Genomic DNA, 20537 nt, shown 5'->3' with positions numbered 1-20537 from the left:
AGATCCTTTCTGACGCGGTCAGCTGAGACCGACTCAGATGTCGAGGAAGCGGACGTCCTTGGCATTGCGCTGGATGAACGCGCGGCGCGCCTCGACGTCCTCACCCATGAGGACCGAGAACAGGTCGTCGGCCTGGGCGGCGTCGTCGAGCGTGACCTGGCCGAGGACCCGGTGCTCGATGTCCATCGTGGTCACGCGCAGTTCCTCGGCGTTCATCTCACCGAGACCCTTGAAGCGCTGGATCGAGTCCTCGCGGACCCGCTTGCCCGCCTGGCGGCCGAGCTCGATGAGGGCGTCGCGCTCGCGGTCCGAGTACGCGTACTCGAAGTCGTCCCGGCCCCACTTGATCTTGTACAGCGGCGGACGGGACAGGAACACGTGCCCGGCCTCGACCAGCGGCCGCATGAAGCGGAACAGGAAGGTCAGCAGCAGGGTGTTGATGTGCTGGCCGTCGACGTCGGCGTCCGCCATCAGAATGATCTTGTGATAGCGGAGCTTCTCGATGTCGAAGTCCTCGTGGACTCCGGTGCCGAAGGCGGAGATCAGCGCCTGGATCTCCTGGTTCTGCAGGATCTTGTCGATCCGCGCCTTCTCGACGTTGAGGATCTTGCCGCGGATCGGGAGGATCGCCTGGTACTGCGGGTTGCGGCCGGACTTGGCCGAGCCGCCGGCGGAGTCACCCTCGACGATGAAGATCTCGCACTTGGTGGGGTCGTTCGACTGGCAGTCCGAGAGCTTGCCCGGCAGGGACGCCGACTCCAGGAGGCCCTTGCGGCGGGTGAGGTCACGCGCCTTGCGGGCCGCCACGCGCGCGGTGGCCGCCTGGATGGACTTGCGGATGATGTCCGCGGCCTCGTTCGGGTTGCGGTCGAGCCAGTCGTTGAGGTGTTCGTAGACCGCCTTCTGGACGAAGGTCTTGGCCTCCGTGTTGCCCAGCTTGGTCTTGGTCTGGCCCTCGAACTGGGGCTCGCTCAGCTTGACCGAGATGATCGCGGTCAGACCCTCGCGGATGTCGTCGCCCGTGAGGTTGTCGTCCTTCTCGCGGAGCAGCTTCTTGTCGCGCGCGTACTTGTTGATGAGCGAGGTCAGCGCCGCACGGAAGCCCTCCTCGTGCGTACCGCCCTCGTGGGTGTGGATGATGTTGGCGAAGGAGTACACGCCCTCGCTGTAGCCGCTGTTCCACTGCATCGCGACCTCGAGGGACAGGCTCTTGTCCTTGTCCTCCGCCTCCAGGTCGATGACGGTGGGGTGCACCGGCTCTCCCTTGCGGGAGTTGAGGTACTTCACGAAGTCGACGATGCCGCCTTCGTAGTGGTACGTGACGGTCTTGACCTCGGCCTTCTCGTCGGCGCCCGCCTCGTCCGCGCCGGAGGTGGCCTTCGCCGACTCACGCTCGTCCGTGAGCTTGATCGTCAGGCCCTTGTTGAGGAACGCCATCTCCTGGAAGCGCCGCGAGAGCGTCTCGAAGGAGTACTCCGTGGTCTCGAAGATGTCGGCGTCGGCCCAGAAGGTGACCGACGTGCCGGTCTCGGCGATCGCCTCGTGCTGGGCCAGCGGAGCCGTCGGGACGCCCATCTTGTAGTCCTGCGTCCAGCGGTGGCCGTCCGTCCTGACCTCGACGGAGACCTTGCTCGACAGGGCGTTGACGACGGAGACGCCGACGCCGTGCAGACCGCCGGACACCGCGTATCCGCCGCCGCCGAACTTGCCGCCCGCGTGCAGCACGGTCAGCACGACCTCGAGGGCCGGCTTGCCCTCGGAGGCGACGATGCCCACGGGGATGCCACGGCCGTTGTCGACGACGCGCACGCCGCCGTCCGGGAGGATCGTGACCTCGATCGTGTCCGCGTGGCCTGCCAGCGCCTCGTCGACCGAGTTGTCCACCACCTCGTACACGAGGTGGTGGAGTCCACGCTCACCGGTGGAACCGATGTACATGCCAGGTCGCTTGCGGACCGCGTCCAGACCCTCGAGGACGGTGATGGCACTGGCGTCGTACGAGGATGTGACCTCGCCGTTCGCGCCGGCGTCGGTGGACGGGATGTTCTCGTTGGGGTTGCCGGAATCGGCCACGAAGCGCCCTTTCTGGCACAGCACAAGCCGAACTCCCGGCGGGTGGCCGGAGCGGCTGCGGCGTGTTGCGGTGGTAAGCCTTAGTCAGCGTTGCTCGGTGCGTCCCACTAGTGGGGCGGGATTAGCTTCCAGTCTACCGGTAGCGCCGACAGTGATGGGGGTTTGCCGGTACCTGAGTCCGCATGTGCCGCCCTGAACCGGTCTCGCCCGACTCCCCATATGCGGACCCGGGCCCAAAGAGGCTCACAGCGGCACTCAGCCCTTCCGAGTGTCAACCCCCGGCTACTCACGGGTCAGGTCGCCGTCCACCACCGCGCGCGGGCACCCGCAACGGTCGGCGAGAGCCCGTCGCCGGCGTCCCACGGGGTGGCCGAGAAGCCCTTCGGGCAGCTACTGACACGCCTGTGACCTGCGCTTATGAAGGGTCTTCAGGATCACCGGGCAGGGGGTGGCGGAGGGCGGCTCACCCTGCGGGTGACAGGCACCGGACACGCGGGGGGACCAGGGGTCGTCCAGGGGCGGGACCGACGACGGGTCGGGGCGCGGGACGATCGGTCCCCGCCGGCGCCGTTCGACGGCCGCGCACACCCCGAAGGGGGCCACGGCACGGCTCGGCCCCTTCGCGGACGATGGCCGGAAATCGCCTGCGGCCCCCGGCCCGGACACGGTCACCGCCCGGACACGGTCACCCGAGGGGACGGGTCACCCGTAGGTGTCGCCGGGACCCGTGCTGCCCGGAGCGCGCAGCGGCCCGTACCGGCGCGGGGGGCCCGTCGGCCCCTGGACCTTGATCAGACGCACGGTGCCGTGCCCGAGGTCCTGGTTCAGCCGCGCGACGAGCTGCGGTGCCAGCAGGCGCAGCTGGGTCGCCCAGGCGGTCGAGTCGCACTGCACCGTGAGCACCCGCTCGGCCGGGTCGTCGTCGTAGCGCAGCGGAACACAGTGCTTGGCCAGGTCCTCGCCGACGATCTGCGGCCAGCGGCCCATCACGCCGCCCACCGCGGCCGGGGTCTCCCAGCCGCGCTCGGTCAGCAGCCGGTTGATGGCGGAGCCGAGCGCCATGGGGTCGCGTCCGTCGGCACCCGAGCCGGAGCGCAGGCCGCCGCCGCGGCGCGCCTGCTTCTTCTGCTGGGCCGCGTCCCCACGCGCGCGTGCCTGCTCCTTCGCGGCGCGCAGCGCCACGCGCGCGAGGTCGACGCCGGACGGCTCCGGGGCCTTCCCGCGGGGCGCGGCGCCGGACGCGCCCTCGGCACCCTTTCCCGGTGTGTTCTCGGTCATACGCGTTCCACCGTTCCCTCGGACACGGCGTACCGCGTCCCGGCCAGAACATCCGGTACGTCGTCGTCGACGGCGGCCGTCACGAGCACCTGCTCGCCAGGGGCGACCAGCTCCGCCAGACGCTCACGCCTGCGGCTGTCCAGCTCCGCGAAGACGTCGTCGAGGACGAGGACCGGCTCATTGCCCTCGGCCTTGAGCAGGTCGTACGAGGCCAGGCGCAGCGCGAGCGCGTACGACCAGGACTCGCCGTGCGAGGCGTATCCCTTGGCCGGCAGCTGGCCCAGCTTGAGGACCAGATCGTCCCGGTGGGGACCCACGAGGGTCACCCCGCGCTCGATCTCCGCCTTGCGGGCCTCCTCCATGGCGGCCATGAGCTGTCCGTACAGTTCCTCGCGGGCGTGGCCCACGACGCCGGGCGAGGACGCCCTGTACTCCAGGGCGAGGGGCCCGCCGCCGGGCGCGAGCTGCTCGTACGCCTTGTCGGCCAGCGGCTGGAGCGCGGCGACCAGGTCGAGCCGCTGGGCCATCAGCTCGGCTCCCACGCGCGCGAGGTGCTGGTCCCACACGTCGAGCGTGGACAGGTCCATCGTGCGGCCGCCGTGCCGGCGGGCGAGCGCGGCTGACTTCAGGAGGGTGTTGCGCTGTTTGAGGACCCGGTCGTAGTCGGACCGGACGCCCGCCATGCGCGGGGAACGGGCGGTGATCAGCTCGTCGAGGAACCGGCGTCGCTCCCCGGGATCGCCCTTGATCAGCGCCAGGTCCTCGGGCGCGAACAGGACGGTCCGTACGATGCCGAGGACGTCACGGGGTCTGACCTGGGAGGACCTGTTGATGCGGGCGCGGTTCGCCCTGCCCGGGTTCAGCTCCAGCTCGATGAGCTGCTGGCGCTCGCCCTGGCGGACATTGGCCCGGATGATCGCCCGGTCGGCGCCCATGCGCACCAGCGGCGCGTCCGAGGAGACGCGGTGGCTGCCGAGGGTGGCGAGATAGCCGACGGCCTCGACCAGGTTCGTCTTGCCCTGTCCGTTGGGTCCCACGAACGCGGTGACGCCCGGGTCGAGCGGGACCTCGACCCGGGCGTACGAGCGGTAGTCGGCCAGCGACAGATGCGTGACGTGCATGGTCGTTCGCCGACCTCCCCCAGCGTGGTGTTTCGGGTGTTGCGGGTTCTCCCCGGGGTCCGTGCGGACCCCGGTCCTCAGGTTCTTCCCCCGGCTGTGGACAACCGGGTCACCCCGGGTGCGGAGAACCCGGGGCCTTCATCAGGCCTTCTCGACGGCGTGGCCGCCGAACTGGTTGCGCAGCGCCGCGATCATCTTCATCTGCGGCGAGTCGTCCTGCCGCGAGGCGAAGCGGGCGAAGAGCGACGCGGTGATCGCGGGCAGCGGCACCGCGTGGTCGATGGCGGCCTCGACCGTCCACCGGCCCTCGCCGGAATCCTGCGCGAAGCCCTTGAGCTTCTCCAGGTGCTCGTCCTCGTCCAGCGCGTTGACGGCGAGGTCGAGCAGCCAGGAGCGGATGACCGTGCCCTCCTGCCAGGAGCGGAAGACCTCGCGCACGTCGGTGACGGAGTCGGCCTTCTCCAGCAGCTCCCAGCCCTCGGCGTAGGCCTGCATCATCGCGTACTCGATGCCGTTGTGGACCATCTTCGCGAAGTGGCCCGCGCCGACCTTGCCGGCGTGCACCGCTCCGAAGTCGCCCTCGGGCTTGAGGGCGTCGAAGACCGGCTGCACCGCGGCGACGTGCTCGGCGTGGCCGCCGTACATCAGCGCGTAGCCGTTCTCCAGGCCCCAGACGCCGCCGGAGACACCGCAGTCGACGAAGCCGATGCCCTTGATGCCCAGCTCGACGGCGTGCTTCTCGTCGTCCGTCCAGCGCGAGTTCCCGCCGTCCACGACGACGTCGCCCGGCTCCAGGAGGGCGGCCAGCTCGTCGATGGTGGACTGGGTCGCGGCGCCCGCGGGGACCATGACCCACACCACGCGCGGGCCCTTGAGCTTGCCCACGAGTTCTTCCAGGCTGTGGACATCGGCGAGGTCCGGGTTGCGGTCGTATCCGATGACGGTGTGACCTGCGCGGCGGATCCGCTCGCGCATGTTGCCGCCCATCTTGCCGAGGCCGACGAGACCGAGCTCCATCAGTTGTTCCTTAGGGGTTGCGACGTGGCGTGAGGGCACTCTCGTACCTGGGTCCGAGCCTAAACCGGGGGGTACCACCCACGCCTTTCGGGCACCGGTGGAACTCACGCACATCTGTGGGCATACCCGCTCAGACGTATGCCCGCCCGCGGTGCGCCCGCCGGCCCCGGGGACCGGCGGGCTCCGGGGTCAGCCGGACAGGCGCACCGGCATGATCAGGTACTTGTAGGCCTCGTCCGCCTCGGCGTCCAGGGCGGGCTTGCCGCTGAGCAGCGCCGGCTTCGTGGAGGTCGTGAAGGAGAGCTGGGCCACCGGCGAGTCGATGGCGCTCAGGCCGTCGAGCAGGAACGTCGGGTTGAAGGCGATCGACACGTCGTCGCCCTCGAGCTGGGCGTCGACCCTTTCCACAGCCTGTGCGTCGTCGCTGGAGCCGGCCTCCAGGATCAGCACGCCCTGCTCGAAGCTCAGCCGCACCGGGGTGTTGCGCTCGGCGACCAGGGCCACGCGCTTGACGGCCTCCACGAAGGGGGCGGTCTCGATGACGGCGATGGAGTTGAACTCCGTCGGGAACAGCGAGCGGTACTTCGGGAGGTCGCCTTCGAGCAGACGGGTGGTCGTACGCCGCCCGGCGCCCTCGAAACCGATCAGGCCCTCGCCCGCGCCGGAGCCGGACAGCGCCAGGATCACGCTGTCGCCGCCCGTGAGGGCCTTGGCGGTGTCCAGGAGCGTCTTGGCGGGCACCAGGGCGACCGCGGACGCCTCGGGGTTCTCCGGCTTCCACAGGAACTCGCGGACCGCGAAGCGGTACCGGTCGGTGGACGCCAGGGTGACCTTGTCGCCCTCGATCTCGATGCGCACACCGGTGAGCACGGGAAGCGTGTCGTCGCGCCCGGCGGCGATGGCCACCTGGGCGGCGGCGGAGGCGAAGACCTCACCGGGGACGGTGCCGGTCGCCGACGGCATCTGGGGCAGTGCCGGGTACTCCTCCACAGGCAGGGTGTGGAGTGTGAACCGCGAGGAGCCGCAGACCACGGTCGCCCGTACACCGTCTGTGGAAATCTCCACCGGCCGGTTGGGGAGCGCGCGGCAGATGTCCGCGAGGAGACGGCCGGACACGAGGACCGTGCCCTCCTCGTCGATCTCCGCGTCCACGGAGACCCGTGCCGAGACCTCGTAGTCGAAGCTGGACAGGCTCAGTGCGCCCTCTTCGGCCTTCAGAAGGAGGCCGGCGAGCACAGGAGCCGGCGGACGGGCCGGGAGGCTGCGTGCCGCCCAGGCCACTGCCTCCGCGAGTACGTCGCGTTCCACCCGGATCTTCACCGTTGCCGCCTCCGTCTGTTGCCGGCGCTCTCGCCCTGCTGGCCTTCGTCGTCTGACTCGGTGTCGTCCCGACTGCTTCGGGGAAGGACACCGGGGACCAGTCTGACGCACCGCGCTGACAGTCGTTGCCCCTCGGGGTCAAGTCGTGCCGAGCGGCAGTCGAGCCGCCGGGAGCGAGTTGTGCACAGCCCCCTCTTCGAAACGGTTCTCAGGCTCTCTCTAGTTGGTCTTAGTAGTAGGGCCTGTGGATACCGTGGATAACCCCGTTTTCGCAGCTCAGAGGCGATTTTTTATCCACCGCGCCTGTGGGTGGAGGCGGTGGACAACTCGGGGTCTCTGTGGAGAACAAAAAGTTCTGCACACTCGGTCCACAGCCGGGGGCGACTTCTCCCCAGCGTCGTCCCCAGCTTTACCCCCGTTCCCCACAGGCCAATCCGGCACCTCGGTGTGACGCCTTTCACTCGACGCGGTGAGATGGCGCGGCTGGTTGCCGAACAGTGGACAGGGATGTGGAGAAGCTGGGGATCGCTGGGGACAACCGGCTCCAGCCTGTGGGCCGCCGGTGGACAACTTGGTGCACAGGCTGTGGATCTTCTCATCGTCCACAGCCTGTGGAGAGTCTTCATCCACGAATCCACAGGCGCCTGACCTGGTCTGATGACCTTTCAACAGTGCTACCTGTGGAAACGATCTGGACAACTTCCCAGTCCCCAGGATGTGGACGGAAAAAAGTCGCCACATCTGTGGAGAGAGGCCGTAACCCGGCTCGGATTCGAACAGCAGATGTCGGGCCGGTAGCGCCCGCGGAGGGCCGGGAACCCCCGGAACGCGTCCCTGAAGCCCTCGGAAGCCTGCGCGCGGGCGCGGAAAGAGCCGCGTACGGAGGCGCCACGGACGGCGGCACGGGAGCGGGAGCGGCGACGGGGCGGTGACGGGCTCGGCATCTAGAGGCGGCACCGAGGGACGGCACGGGGCGGGAACGGGAGCCCGCGGCGAGGGCCGCGACGGAGGGCGGGAACGGCGAAGGGCGCCCCGGGACGATGTCCCTGGACGCCCCGGAGCGGTCGCCGCCGGCCTGTGCCGGCCTCCGTCAGCCGTTCTTGATGCGGTTCGTGAGCTCGGTGACCTGGTTGTAGATGGAACGGCGCTCGGCCATCAGCGCGCGGATCTTGCGGTCCGCGTGCATCACGGTCGTGTGGTCGCGGCCGCCGAACTGCGCGCCGATCTTCGGCAGCGACAGATCGGTGAGCTCACGGCACAGATACATGGCGATCTGCCGTGCCGTCACCAGGACGCGGCTGCGCGAGGACCCGCACAGATCGTCCACCGTGAGCCCGAAGTAGTCGGCGGTGGACGCCATGATCGCGGTCGCGGTGATCTCGGGGGCCGAGTCCTCACCACCGGGGATCAGGTCCTTGAGGACGATCTCCGTCAGCCCGAGGTCCACCGGCTGCCGGTTGAGCGACGCGAACGCCGTCACCCGGATCAGCGCGCCCTCCAGCTCGCGGATGTTGCGCGAGATCCGGGACGCGATGAACTCCAGCACCTCCGGCGGGGCGTTGAGCTGCTCCTGGACCGCCTTCTTGCGGAGGATGGCGATACGGGTCTCCAGCTCGGGAGGCTGGACGTCGGTGATCAGACCCCACTCGAAGCGGTTGCGCAGCCGGTCCTCCAGCGTGACGAGCTGCTTGGGCGGCCGGTCGCTGGAGAGCACGATCTGCTTGTTCGCGTTGTGCAGGGTGTTGAAGGTGTGGAAGAACTCCTCCTGCGTCGACTCCTTGTCCGCGAGGAACTGGATGTCGTCGACGAGCAGGATGTCCATCTCCCGGTACCGCTTGCGGAAGCTGTCGCCCTTGCCGTCGCGGATGGAGTTGATGAACTCGTTGGTGAACTCCTCCGAACTCACGTACCGCACCCGGGTGCCCGGGTAGAGGCTGCGCGCGTAGTGCCCGATCGCGTGCAGCAGGTGCGTCTTGCCGAGTCCCGACTCCCCGTAGATGAAGAGGGGGTTGTAGGCCTTCGCCGGCGCCTCGGCGACGGCCACGGCCGCGGCGTGCGCGAAACGGTTCGACGCGCCGATCACGAACGTGTCGAAGAGGTACTTCGGGTTCAGCCGCGCGGTGGGCTCGCCCGGACCCGGGGCCGACGCGGGCTGCGCGGACTTCGACCCCGGCGCACCGCCGGCGGACGGCAGGGAGGGGACACCCCGGCGTCCCTGGCCGCCGTCGGAGGAGTCCTGCAGATCGCGGCGGTCGGGGCGCTGGTCGTAGTCGGTGCGCTGCTGCTCGTAGGGCGGGCGCTCCACCGACTGGGGCCGGTAGTCCTGCGGCGGCGAGGCGTAGGGGTCCCGCTCGGGGAAGCCGAGGCGCTGCTGCTGCCAGCCGTAGTCGTCCTGGGAGTGGCGCGGCCAGGCGCCCGGCTCCGGGCGCTGGTAGTCGGGGTACGCGGGGCGGGCGGTGGGGAGCTGGTCGCCGGGGGCACCGGGCAGCGGTTCGGCGCGGCCGCCGCGGTGGTCGTCCGCGCGGTGGCGGCCGTAGCCCTCGTACCCGTCGCGACGGGAGTCGTAGGGAGCGCGGTCGTCGCGTCCCTGCGGCTCGTACCCGCCGCGGTCGTCCCGTCCCTGCCCGGCGTCGTAGCCGCCGCGCTCGTCCCGTCCCTGTCCCTCGTACGCGCCGCGGTCCTCCCGTGCCGGTGATCCGTCGTATCCGCCGCCGTCGTAGCCGCCGCGGTCGTCGCGGCCCTGGCTCTCGTAGGGGTCACGGCCCTGGGAGGGTCCGGCGGGGAGCTCGGGCTCCTCGTAGCGGGGCGGGGCGGGCATGGAGGGCTCGCCCGCGGAGTCGTCGACGGTGATGGCGATCCGGATGGGGCGCCCGCACTCGCGGCTCAGCGTCTCGCTGACGATCGGGGCGAGACGGCCTTCCAGTACGTTCTTGGCGAACTCGTTGGGAACGGCGAGCAGCGCGGTGTCGGCGACCAGGGCCAGGGGCTGGCAGCGCTTGATCCAGTGCTCGTCCTTCCCCTCGACACCCTGTCCGCGGCCCTCGCCCAGCAGTTGTTCCAGTACGCGTGGCCACACTGCGGCAAGATCGGCAGGTACGTCAGCCACGGGGCACGCTCTCTCACGGGTCCCACGAACGTGTGGTTCTGGGAACAGGTTGGGAAGTCAGTCGCTTGGGGCGGGGGGAACAAAACCGCTGGGGCGGCGGGAAGGGAACGAATCGGAGTTCAGCCACGGTAGTCAGGGCGACGGGTGCGGTTCAAGTTGTTGTCCCCAGCCTGTGGATAGTGTCCCCCGCCGGAGGTTGGTTTGACCGGATGGCGTAGCCGCGCGTACCGTAACCAGGTCGAGTTGTCGATGGCTGCTGCCGCCTGCCTCCGATGGGCACAGATCGCGAAGAGCGATCGGGAAGCGGTGCACTCGGGCGTAATGCGAGTTTCCTCGTGGGCGCACGGTGACAGCCAGGACGGCACCCCGCCACCACCGATTCTTTCTGGAGCCCCCGAGTGAGCAAGCGCACCTTCCAGCCGAACAACCGTCGTCGCGCCAAGACCCACGGCTTCCGCCTGCGGATGCGCACCCGTGCCGGCCGCGCGATTCTCGCGAACCGCCGTGGCAAGGGTCGCGCCAGCCTGTCCGCCTGATTACTCACAGGTCATGATCTCGTGCTGCCTACCGAGCATCGGCTGAGGCGGCGCGAAGACTTCGCGACCGCGGTACGCCGAGGACGCCGGGCCGGACGCCCGCTTCTCGTCGTCCATCTACGCAGCGGTGCACCGGACCCGCACGCGCCTGGGGAGAGCGCTCCCTCGACGCGTGCGGGTTTCGTCGTGAGCAAAGCCGTGGGCGGAGCGGTCGTGCGCAACAAGGTGAAGCGCAGACTTCGCCATCTGATGCGCGACCGAGTCGCCCTGTTGCCCCCCGGTAGCCTGGTAGTCGTACGAGCGCTGCCCGGTGCGGGTGACGCCGACCATGAACAGCTGGCCCGAGACCTGGATGCCGCCCTGCAGCGGCTGCTGGGAGGGGGCGCGCGATGAAGTACCCACTGCTTGCACTCATCAAGCTGTACCAGTGGACGATCAGCCCGTTGCTCGGGCCGGTCTGCAAGTACTACCCGTCGTGCTCCCGATACGGCTACACAGCCATCGACCGGCACGGTGCGATCAAGGGAACGGCACTGACCGCCTGGCGCATCCTCCGGTGCAATCCGTGGTCGCTGGGCGGCGTGGACCATGTCCCGCCGCGCAAGCGTCCGCGGTGGCACGAATTGCTGCGTAACGCCTGGCGTGCACGCAGGGGCGGGACCTCCGCCGCCGAACCGGCCACCGGGGAGCCCACTGCCCCGAGCCCGGCCGCCGAGACCCCGTCCCATGCTCAAGGAGCTTGATTAGTGGACACGATTGCCAGTCTTTTCAGCTTCATCACGACACCCGTTTCCTGGGTCATCGTCCAGTTCCACACGGTGTACGGCGCCATCTTCGGCCCCGACACCGGGTGGGCCTGGGGCTTGTCCATCGTGTCCCTGGTGATTCTGATCCGCATCTGCCTGATCCCGCTCTTCGTGAAGCAGATCAAGGCGACCCGGGCCATGCAGACGCTGCAGCCCGAGATGAAGAAGATCCAGGAGCGCTACAAGAACGACAAGCAGCGCCAGTCCGAAGAGATGATGAAGCTGTATAAGGAGGCGGGTACCAACCCGCTGTCCTCGTGCCTTCCCATCCTGGCGCAGTCCCCGTTCTTCTTCGCCCTGTACCACGTGCTCAACGGCATCGCGACGGGCACGACGATCGGCGTCATCAACGAGGAGCTGCTCGCCAGCGCCCGTAAGGCCCACATCTTCGGTGCCCCGCTCGCGGCGAAGTTCACCGACAGCGCCGAGACGGTCGAAAAGCTCGGTGCCACGCTGACGGACGTCCGCGTCGTCACCGCCATCATGATCGTCCTGATGTCGGCCTCGCAGTTCTACACCCAGCGTCAGCTGATGACGAAGAACGTCGACACCACGGTGAAGACGCCCTTCATGCAGCAGCAGAAGATGCTGATGTACGTCTTCCCGGTCATGTTCGCCGTCTTCGGCATCAACTTCCCGGTCGGTGTCCTCGTCTACTGGCTGACCACCAACGTGTGGACCATGGGCCAGCAGATGTACGTCATCCGCAACAACCCGACGCCGGGCTCGAAGGCTCAGGCCGCGTACCTGGAGCGCCTGGAGAAGCGGGTCACCCAGCACGGCAAGACCCGCGGCCGCGGCGAGAAGGCCATCGTCAAGGCCATCGTCATCAAGGGCCGTGAGCGCAACGAGTCCGAGCGCAAGTTCATCAACAGCCTGACCAAGGCGGGCCTCGTGGCCCAGGCCGACGGGCTCGTGGTGGCCGGTGAGAACACGACCGTCGTCGAGTCCGAGGACGGCACCACGACCACCACGGCCGCCGCTCCCAAGCGTCAGCAGCCGAAGCGCCAGTCCAAGGCACAGCGTCAGTCGGGCGGGGCCTCCTCCGGCAGCGCGCCGGCGGACGACGCGGAGCCGAAGACCTCGCTCAGCAAGTCCGACGAGCCGCAGGACGCCAAGCCCGCCACCGCGGCCAAGCCCTCCCCCGGGGGCGGCAACAAGCCCGGCACCGGCACCCGCAGCAAGGCCCAGTCCGGACAGCGCAAGGGCCCGCAGCGGCCCAAGTCCCCGTCCAAGAAGTAAGAAGGAGTCCATCCCGTGACGGAAGGCACCACCTCCGCCGCCGCTGAGGGCGACACCCTGACCCGCCTGGAGCAGGAGGGCGAGATCGCGGCGGACTACCTCGAGGGTCTGCTCGACATCGCCGATCTCGACGGCGACATCGACATGGACGTCGAGGCCGACCGCGCCGCTGTCTCGATCATCAGCGACTCCGGCGGCCGAGACCTGCAGAAGCTGGTCGGCCGCGACGGCGAGGTGCTGGAGGCGCTCCAGGAGCTCACGCGTCTGGCCGTGCACCGGGAGACCGGGGACCGCAGCCGGCTGATGCTGGACATCGCGGGATTCCGGGCCAAGAAGCGCGAGGAGCTCTCCGAGCTGGGTGCCAAGGCCGCGGCCGAGGTCAAGAGCTCCGGTGAGCCGGTGAAGATGGACCCGATGACGCCCTTCGAGCGCAAGGTCGTGCACGACGCGGTCAAGGCCGCCGGGCTGCGCAGTGAGTCCGAGGGCGAGGAGCCGCAGCGCTTCGTCGTCGTGCTCCCTGCCTGATCGGTACGTACGTTCCTTCGGCCCCGTCTGTTGCGCAGACGGGGCCGAATTTTGTCAGCCTGATAGTCCTGGTGATCAGCGCTCAGTGCGCTCAAGCGGTACGGAAGGACGGTCCCCCGTGACGGAGGCAGCGGAGCTTCCCCCCGCGCCCGAGCAGGCGCGCGAGGTATTCGGTGATCGCTTCGCGGATGCGGTCCGGTACGCGGAACTGCTGGCCGAGGCGGGGGTGCAGCGTGGGCTGATCGGCCCGCGGGAAGTGCCCCGGCTGTGGGAGCGGCACCTGCTGAACTGCGCGGTGCTCTCCGAGGTCGTGCCCGAGGGCGTGACCGTGTGCGACGTCGGTTCCGGTGCGGGGCTGCCCGGCATTCCCCTGGCGCTCGTCAGGGAGGACCTCAAGATCACACTGCTTGAGCCCCTGCTGCGGCGGACCAACTTCCTCACCGAGGTCGTGGAACTGCTCGGTCTCGACCATGTGACCGTCGTCCGCGGGCGTGCGGAGGAGGTCATGGGCAAGCTGCAGCCGGTTCACGTGGTGACGGCGAGGGCGGTCGCTCCGCTCGACCGGCTGGCTACCTGGGGCATTCCGCTGCTACGCCCGTACGGCGAGATGCTGGCCCTCAAGGGCGACACCGCCGAGGAGGAGCTGAAGGCCTCAGCCACGGCGCTGAGCAAGCTCGGTGCCGTGGAGACGTCCATCCTCCAGGTCGGTGAGGGCGTCGTGGATCCCCTGTCCACCGTGGTGCGGGTGGAGGTGGGCGAGAGCCCCGGCGGTGTGCGCTTCGCCGCGAAGCGGGCCAAGGCCGCCAGGACGGGCCGGACGCGCCGCCGGCGCTGATCCGGTCGATGTGAGCCTTGCACTCCCGGTTCCTACGTGAAGGGGCCGGGAGTTTCGGTGTTCGGATCCAGGAGTTGTTTCTCACTCCCCGTGGACCGATCCCGATGATGCGACCTATTGCGCAAAAGCTTCCAAACCTGCGCATATCGGAGTGTCGCGCCGCGATGATCCAAGCGGCTCGGCATCGTGTTTCACGTGAAACGTCGCTCACTGTTGCACGGCATCATCAGTCGCGGCCGAGCTGCGGCCGAACCCCGCGATCGGAGACCTCTCGGGTCGCTCGGAGGGGGTTCGGAGTTGTCCACAGAGGTGGATTTCTCCACAGAACAACGGGCCTCGCTGGTTCGCGACCCCAATCGCATGGGAGGCTCTGTTCATTGCGAGCCTGAAGTCGAGGAGAGTGAATCCTTGCGGTCCGACGCCAACATCGCGGGACCGATGACCGATCCGGTCCCCGGTCCCCGTACCGAATCGATGGGGGAGGATGTTTCACGTGAAACACCACCCCCGATGGACGACACTCCCATCGGTCGTGCTGCCCAACTGGCTGTGGAGGCGCTAGGTCGCGCCGGCGAGGGTCTGCCACGGCCCGAGCAGACCCGAGTCATCGTGGTCGCCAACCAGAAGGGTGGGGTGGGCAAGACCACGACCACGGTCAACCTTGCAGCCTCGCTGGCGCTGCACGGCGGCCGGGTCCTGGTGATCGACCTCGACCCTCAGGGCAATGCCTCTACGGCGCTGGGTATCGACCACCACGCCGAGGTTCCATCGATCTATGACGTGCTGATCGACAGCAAGCCGCTCTCCGAGGTCGTTCAGCCGGTCCCGGATGTCGAAGGTCTCTTCTGCGCCCCGGCCACCATCGATCTCGCCGGTGCGGAGATCGAACTGGTGTCGCTGGTGGCCCGTGAGAGCCGGCTGGAACGAGCGATCCTGGCGTACGAGCAGCCGCTGGACTACATCCTCATCGACTGCCCGCCGTCGCTCGGTCTGCTGACGGTCAACGCCTTGGTCGCCGGTGCGGAAGTCCTCATCCCCATCCAGTGCGAGTACTACGCACTCGAAGGCCTGGGGCAGCTCCTGCGCAACGTCGACCTGGTGCGCGGGCACCTGAACCCCGACCTGCACGTCTCGACGATTCTGCTCACCATGTACGACGGCAGGACCCGCCTCGCGTCCCAGGTCGCGGAGGAGGTGCGCAGCCACTTCGGCAAGGAGGTGCTGCGGACGAGCATTCCGCGCTCGGTCCGTATTTCGGAGGCCCCGAGTTACGGTCAGACGGTTCTGACCTACGATCCGGGTTCGAGCGGTGCTCTCTCGTATCTTGAGGCCGCGCGCGAGATCGCCCTGCGAGGAGTCGGAGTGGCGTACGACGCGCAACATGCCCAGCTGGGCGGACAGAACGATCAGAACATGGTGGAGGGGATCCAGTGAGCGACCGACGACGGGGTCTGGGGCGGGGCCTGGGCGCGCTGATCCCTGCGGCTCCGACCGGTGAGCGGCCGGGCGTTTCGGCGAGTGGGGCACCCTCCTCGCCGGCCACCGGCCCGGTACTCACCACGGAGCGCGGGGTGGCGGCGGCGAAGGTGACCACGCTGCCCTCTGTTTCACATGAAACGGAGGACGCGGCGTCGATCGCGGCGCTGGAGGCGTTTCAGGCTCCCGTCGGGGCCCACTTCGCCGAGCTGCCTCTCGACGCCATCACGCCGAATCCTCGCCAGCCGCGTGAGATCTTCGACGAGGACGCGCTGGCCGAGCTCGTCACCTCCATCAAGGAGGTCGGACTCCTCCAGCCGGTCGTCGTACGCCAGGTGGGCTCCGGGCGCTACGAGCTCATCATGGGAGAGCGCCGCTTCCGGGCCTGCCGTGAGGCGGGGCTCGAGGCCATTCCCGCCATCGTGCGGGCCACGGAGGACGAGAAGCTTCTCCTGGACGCCCTCCTGGAGAACCTCCACCGGGCTCAGCTGAACCCGCTGGAGGAGGCGGCGGCCTACGACCAGCTCCTCAAGGACTTCAACTGCACGCATGACCAGCTGGCGGACCGGATCGGACGGTCACGTCCCCAGGTCTCCAACACCCTGCGGCTGCTGAAGCTCTCCCCGTCGGTTCAGCGCCGTGTGGCTGCCGGAGTTCTCTCGGCCGGCCATGCCCGGGCACTCCTCGCGGTCGACGACTCGGAGGAGCAGGACCGCCTGGCTCACCGGATCGTCGCCGAGGGCCTTTCGGTGCGAGCCGTGGAAGAGATCGTGACCCTCATGGGGTCGCGTCCGCAGAGGGCTCAGCGCGCCAAGGGTCCGCGGGCCGGCAGCCGGGTCTCTCCGGCGCTGAGTGATCTGGCGACGCGTCTCTCCGATCGCTTCGAGACCCGGGTGAAGGTCGACCTGGGGCAGAAGAAGGGCAAGATCACTGTCGAGTTCGCTTCGATGGAAGACCTTGAGCGCATCCTCGGCTCCCTCGCTCCGGGAGAAGGACCGGTCCTTCAGAAGAGCCTTCTGGACGACGACTCGGACGACGCGGAAGCCTGATCCGGCTTCCTGGTGCACCGATGTCCGATCGGGTTCACCGTGAGAGCGGGCCGTGTCCGGCGTGTGCCGGATTACGGCCCGCTCTTTGCTTTCTGGCGGTATCGATGTAATCCCTTCGTGGATACGATGCGATGGGTATGGCGCATCCACCTGGCAGCACCTTCATCGGGGAGGCGGGGGTATGCAGACCGTGAGCCGTACCGGACTGGTGACCGTGGGTCTGGGTCTGGGAGCGGTCGGCGGTTTCGTCGGCAGCCTGCTCAGAGAGCGGAGCCATCTGACAGCCGCCCGTGACGCCGCGGGCGAAGGAAGCGAGGAACAGCCTTCATGGGGCGTCGGCTCGTACCGCTCACGCTGGACAACCTTCCGGACCTTCCCAACCGCTGTCGTACGTGCGTCTTCTGGGAACTGGATCCAGTCAGCGGTGAAGCCGCGGTAGGTGCGGGCACGAGTGCCGTGGAGAAGGAGGCGTGGATCTCCTCGGTGCTGCTGGACTGGGGATCCTGCGGCCGGGTCGCGTACGTGGACGAGGTGCCGGTGGGCTATGTGCTCTACGCGCCGCCGGCCTACGTCCCCCGCTCCACGGCGTTCCCCACGAGCCCTGTGGCACCGGACGCGGTTCAGCTCATGACCTCGTTCATCATGCCGGGCTATCAGGGACAGGGACTGGGCCGGGTACTGGTCCAGACGGTGGCCAAGGATCTGCTTCGTCGGGGATTCAAGGCGATCGAGGCTTTCGGGGACGCCCGGTGGAAGGAGCCCGCCTGTGTCCTCCCCGCCGACCATCTTGTCGCGGTGGGCTTCAAGACCGTGCGCTCCCACGCCAGGTATCCCCGCTTGCGGCTGGAACTGCGGACGACGCTCTCCTGGAAGGAAGACGTGGAGCTGGCCCTGGACCGGCTCCTGGGAGCCGTGCAGAAGGAGCCCGCGCTTCGTCCTCTGTGACGCTCACAAAAAGAATGGGCCAGCCCGAGCGGGCTGGCCCATTCTCTGTTTCACGTGAAACAGACGCCGCGTGTGCGGCCGCCGACGACTACTCGGCGATGAAGTCCTCAAGGTCGCGCACGATCGCGGCCTTGGGCTTCGCGCCGACGATCGTCTTGGCGACCTCGCCACCCTGGTAGACGTTCAGGGTCGGGATCGACATGACGCCGTACTTGGCGGCCGTCGCCGGGTTCTCGTCGATGTTGAGCTTGACGATCTCGATCTTGTCGCCGTGCTCGGCGGCGATGGCCTCGAGCGAGGGGGCGATCTGACGGCACGGACCGCACCAGGCGGCCCAGAAGTCCACCAGGACGGGCTTGTCGTTCTTGAGGACGTCCTGCTCGAAGGAGTCGTCGGTCACGTTCTTGAGGGTGCCGGCCACGGCGGGCTCCTTAACTTGTTTGTGCGGTGGGGAGGAGGGAGGTGATCAGACGGTTGCGGCCGCGGTCTCGCTGTCCGCGAGGGCGGCGAGGTAGCGCTCGGCGTCGAGGGCGGCGGAGCAGCCGGTACCGGCCGCGGTGATCGCCTGGCGGTACGTGTGGTCGACGACGTCGCCGGCGCCGAAGACACCCGTCAGGTTGGTGCGGGTCGAAGGCGCGGCGACCTTCAGGTAACCCTCGCCGTCCAGGTCGAGCTGGCCCTTGAAGAGCTCGGTGCGCGGGTCGTGACCGATCGCGATGAACAGCCCGGTCACCGGCAGCTCGGAGGTCTCACCGGTCTTCAGGTTGCGCAGCGTCAGACCGGCCAGCTTCGGGTCGCCCTTGATCTCGGCGACCTCGCTGTCCCAGACGAACTTGATCTTCGGGTCCGCGAAGGCACGCTCCTGCATCGCCTTGGAGGCGCGAAGGCTGTCCCGGCGGTGCACGATGGTGACGGACTTGGCGAAGCGCGAGAGGAAGGTTGCCTCCTCCATCGCGGTGTCGCCACCACCGATGACGGCGATGTCGTGGTCCTTGAAGAAGAACCCGTCACAGGTAGCGCACCAGGAGACGCCACGCCCGGAGAGCGTGTCCTCGTTCGGGAGGCCGAGCTTTCGGTGCTGCGAGCCCGTCGTGACGATGACGGCCTTGGCGCGGTGCACCGTGCCGGCGGTGTCCGTGACGGTCTTGATCTCGCCCGTGAGGTCGACGGCGACGACATCGTCCGGGATCAGCTCCGCACCGAAGCGCTCGGCCTGGGCGCGCATGTTGTCCATGAGCTCCGGGCCCATGACGCCGTCCTGGAAGCCGGGGAAGTTCTCGACCTCGGTGGTGTTCATCAGCGCGCCGCCCGCGGTGACGGCGCCTTCGAAGACCAGCGGCTTCAGCGACGCGCGCGCGGTGTAGAGCGCCGCCGTGTAGCCGGCGGGCCCAGACCCGATGATGATCACGTTACGGACGTCGCTCACGGCTTGATTCCTCGTCTCTGGAGACTGCTGCGTTCCGGTGGGAGCATCTCTCAGTACTCTCACCCCACCCAACGGATCCTAAGGGGCTTCAATTCCCGCTGTGTCAGGGCACACGGAGACCGTTCAGGAACGCGGGTACGAGCGAGTCAGCAGCAGCTTGCCGGGAGGCGGAGAGGACTGCTTCTGCTTGGCGCAGGAGGCGTCGACGAGGTAGGCCGTGACCTTGGCCTTGTCGGAGGAGTCCGACACCACGAGGAGATAGACGCTCTTCCCCTGGAACGAGCCCTCCTTGGCGGCGAGGAGTACCCCGGGATCTCCGGTCCCCTGCTCCACGCACGGGGGAACCGCGGGGACGGGGGTGATCAGGGTCTGCACTCCGCCGGAGTCGGTTCCGGTGTCCTGTGACTGGGCACCCCAGGGTTTGGCGCTGGCGGGGCCGTCGCTCGGCTTCTTGTCCTTCGTCAGGAGACCCGAGACCTCGCCCTTCAGCGTCTGCTCCGAGAAGGTCGTCCGTGATCCCGACTCTTGCCGGGTCGCTGTCTGGTGGGCAGTGCCGGAGCTGTCGCCGCCCAGGGACTGCACGAGGATCGCGCCGAGCCCCAGAGCCGCCGCGGCGAACGCGGTGGTGAGGAGGATCGTCCTGCGGCGGCCACGACGGGCCCGATGAGGGCGACCCGGGCCGGTGGCTCCCCGAGGATGTCCTGAAGGACTGGCGACGGTCGCGGTCGACGTTTCACGTGAAACATGAGGGCGCTCGGCGTGGGCGAGGGCGTCGGCCGGTTCGTCGGGGGCTGTGGAGCTCAGCAGAGCTTCCGCGGCCAGGGCGGCGTCGATGCGTTCGGCGACGTCGTCCGGCATGCGCGGGGGACCCGGCAGGGTGCCGAGAAGGCCCCGGATCTCCTCCAGGGAGTCGTAGACGTCGGCGCAGAGCGCGCACCCGTCGAGGTGCTGCCGTACGTCCTCGGTGCGGGAAGGTGAGAGCAGACCTTCGGTGAGGTCGGAGATCTCCGCGACGTCCGGGTGCCCGGCCTTGTCCGTCGTGGACGTCATGCCCGACCACCTCCGCCCTTCACAGCCGCTGAATCGCTTGGACCTGCGTCGCGGGGGCCCGCCGCACGAGGTCCCGCTGCGGGTGGGACGGATGTCCCCTGCGTCCGGTTCCGTCCGCCGCCCGACTTCTTCGTCTCCTCGTCACCCGGGTTGTCCGCGCGGAGGTGGGTGAGCAGAGGAAGGAGTCTGGCTCTGCCGCGTGCGCAGCGGCTCTTCACCGTGCCGGTCGGCACATCGAGGATGCGGGCCGCCTCCGCCACGGGGTAGCCCTGCATGTCCACCAGGACGAGGGCGGCGCGCTGGTCTGCGGGAAGCGTGCCCAGGGCGCCTATGAGCTCGCGGTGGAGGTCGTTGCGCTCGGCCGGGGCGGCGGCGGACTCGTGCGGTTCGAGGAGCTGCTCCAGGCGCTGGGTGTCGTCCACGGGGGACGTCTTCCTGGAGGCCGCCTTGCGGGCCCGGTCCAGGCAGGCGTTCACCGTGATGCGGTGCAGCCAGGTCGTGACGGCCGACTGGCCCCGGAAGGTGTGGGCGGCCCGGTAGGCCGAGACGAGCGCGTCCTGGACCGCGTCAGCGGCCTCCTCGCGGTCTCCCAGCGTTCGCAGGGCCACCGCCCACAGCCGGTCCCGATGACGCCGTACAAGCTCACCGAAGGCGTCTGGATCACCTTCGACATGGCGGGCCAGGAGGTCCTGATCGCTTGCTTCGCCGTGTGTGGCTTCATCGGCCATCGGA

19 protein-coding genes are annotated in these 20537 nt (G+C 68.7%); 9 read left to right on the top strand and 10 right to left on the bottom strand.

What is annotated here, in order from left to right:
* Positions 1-33 precede the first annotated feature (33 nt).
* The 6 genes from gyrB to dnaA form a co-directional block, all read right to left on the bottom strand.
* Positions 34-2097: a DNA topoisomerase (ATP-hydrolyzing) subunit B gene (gyrB, locus tag ACFYYF_RS16440; protein ID WP_361693349.1), complete on the bottom strand. Its 2064-nt coding sequence runs from the start codon at positions 2095-2097 to the stop codon at positions 34-36.
* Positions 2098-2775: 678 nt separating this feature from the next.
* Positions 2776-3351 (bottom strand): DUF721 domain-containing protein, encoded by a 576-nt coding sequence (locus ACFYYF_RS16435; RefSeq protein WP_388776112.1) that lies wholly within the window; start codon positions 3349-3351, stop codon positions 2776-2778.
* Entirely contained in the window at positions 3348-4472 is a 1125-nt protein-coding gene (gene recF / locus ACFYYF_RS16430; protein ID WP_361693353.1) for a DNA replication/repair protein RecF, read from the bottom strand. The genes ACFYYF_RS16435 and recF overlap by 4 nt, the downstream gene beginning before the upstream one ends.
* A gap of 141 nt (positions 4473-4613) precedes the next feature.
* Complete coding sequence (gene gnd, locus ACFYYF_RS16425; protein WP_361693355.1) at positions 4614-5489, bottom strand: phosphogluconate dehydrogenase (NAD(+)-dependent, decarboxylating); 876 nt, start codon at positions 5487-5489, stop codon at positions 4614-4616.
* A gap of 189 nt (positions 5490-5678) precedes the next feature.
* A complete protein-coding gene (dnaN, locus tag ACFYYF_RS16420; protein WP_361693357.1) occupies positions 5679-6809 on the bottom strand; it encodes a DNA polymerase III subunit beta in 1131 nt (376 codons plus the stop codon).
* Positions 6810-7899: 1090 nt separating this feature from the next.
* Positions 7900-9915, bottom strand: a complete 2016-nt coding sequence (gene dnaA / locus ACFYYF_RS16415; protein ID WP_388776107.1) for a chromosomal replication initiator protein DnaA — start codon at positions 9913-9915, stop codon at positions 7900-7902.
* A 398-nt stretch (positions 9916-10313) separates the two neighbouring features.
* Between dnaA and rpmH the strand changes: the two genes are divergently transcribed.
* From rpmH to ACFYYF_RS16370, 9 genes are all read left to right on the top strand, one after another.
* Complete coding sequence (rpmH, locus tag ACFYYF_RS16410; RefSeq protein WP_006381191.1) at positions 10314-10451, top strand: 50S ribosomal protein L34; 138 nt, start codon at positions 10314-10316, stop codon at positions 10449-10451.
* Between the two features lie 21 nt (positions 10452-10472).
* The gene (gene rnpA, locus ACFYYF_RS16405; protein WP_078942937.1) at positions 10473-10844 is read left to right on the top strand and encodes a ribonuclease P protein component; all 372 of its coding nucleotides are present in this window, start codon (positions 10473-10475) and stop codon (positions 10842-10844) included.
* On the top strand, positions 10841-11194 hold the full coding sequence (yidD, locus tag ACFYYF_RS16400) for a membrane protein insertion efficiency factor YidD (protein ID WP_361693362.1): 354 nt from the start codon (positions 10841-10843) through the stop codon (positions 11192-11194). Before rnpA ends, yidD begins: the two co-directional genes overlap by 4 nt.
* Before the next feature lie 3 nt (positions 11195-11197).
* On the top strand, positions 11198-12499 hold the full coding sequence (gene yidC / locus ACFYYF_RS16395; RefSeq protein ID WP_388776102.1) for a membrane protein insertase YidC: 1302 nt from the start codon (positions 11198-11200) through the stop codon (positions 12497-12499).
* Between the two features lie 15 nt (positions 12500-12514).
* The gene (locus ACFYYF_RS16390; RefSeq protein ID WP_266760610.1) at positions 12515-13024 is read left to right on the top strand and encodes a R3H domain-containing nucleic acid-binding protein; all 510 of its coding nucleotides are present in this window, start codon (positions 12515-12517) and stop codon (positions 13022-13024) included.
* Positions 13025-13142: 118 nt separating this feature from the next.
* Positions 13143-13859 (top strand): 16S rRNA (guanine(527)-N(7))-methyltransferase RsmG, encoded by a 717-nt coding sequence (rsmG, locus tag ACFYYF_RS16385; protein ID WP_361693366.1) that lies wholly within the window; start codon positions 13143-13145, stop codon positions 13857-13859.
* Positions 13860-14219: 360 nt separating this feature from the next.
* Entirely contained in the window at positions 14220-15293 is a 1074-nt protein-coding gene (locus ACFYYF_RS16380; RefSeq protein ID WP_361693398.1) for a ParA family protein, read from the top strand.
* Positions 15290-16384, top strand: coding sequence for a ParB/RepB/Spo0J family partition protein (locus ACFYYF_RS16375; protein WP_388776099.1), 1095 nt, complete (start codon positions 15290-15292; stop codon positions 16382-16384). The genes ACFYYF_RS16380 and ACFYYF_RS16375 overlap by 4 nt, the downstream gene beginning before the upstream one ends.
* 327 nt (positions 16385-16711) lie before the next feature.
* Positions 16712-17329: a GNAT family N-acetyltransferase gene (locus tag ACFYYF_RS16370; RefSeq protein WP_361693370.1), complete on the top strand. Its 618-nt coding sequence runs from the start codon at positions 16712-16714 to the stop codon at positions 17327-17329.
* 88 nt (positions 17330-17417) lie between these two features.
* Here ACFYYF_RS16370 and trxA read toward each other — a convergent pair whose 3' ends face one another.
* From trxA to sigM, 4 genes are all read right to left on the bottom strand, one after another.
* Positions 17418-17750 carry a thioredoxin gene (trxA, locus tag ACFYYF_RS16365; protein WP_361693372.1) on the bottom strand — a complete coding sequence of 111 codons (333 nt, stop codon included), beginning with the start codon at positions 17748-17750 and terminating at the stop codon, positions 17418-17420.
* Between the two features lie 45 nt (positions 17751-17795).
* On the bottom strand, positions 17796-18755 hold the full coding sequence (gene trxB, locus ACFYYF_RS16360; RefSeq protein ID WP_388776095.1) for a thioredoxin-disulfide reductase: 960 nt from the start codon (positions 18753-18755) through the stop codon (positions 17796-17798).
* Positions 18756-18878: 123 nt separating this feature from the next.
* Positions 18879-19805, bottom strand: a complete 927-nt coding sequence (locus ACFYYF_RS16355) for an anti-sigma factor family protein (protein WP_388776092.1) — start codon at positions 19803-19805, stop codon at positions 18879-18881.
* On the bottom strand, positions 19802-20533 hold the full coding sequence (gene sigM / locus ACFYYF_RS16350; RefSeq protein WP_361693378.1) for an RNA polymerase sigma factor SigM: 732 nt from the start codon (positions 20531-20533) through the stop codon (positions 19802-19804). The genes ACFYYF_RS16355 and sigM overlap by 4 nt, the downstream gene beginning before the upstream one ends.
* Between the last annotated feature and the right edge of the window lie 4 nt (positions 20534-20537).

The organism is Streptomyces sp. NPDC001914 (genome assembly GCF_042891215.1).
Taxonomy (GTDB): domain Bacteria; phylum Actinomycetota; class Actinomycetes; order Streptomycetales; family Streptomycetaceae; genus Streptomyces.
Note: the sequence above shows the minus strand (reverse complement) of the source record. Positions and strands in the feature narration are given on the sequence as shown.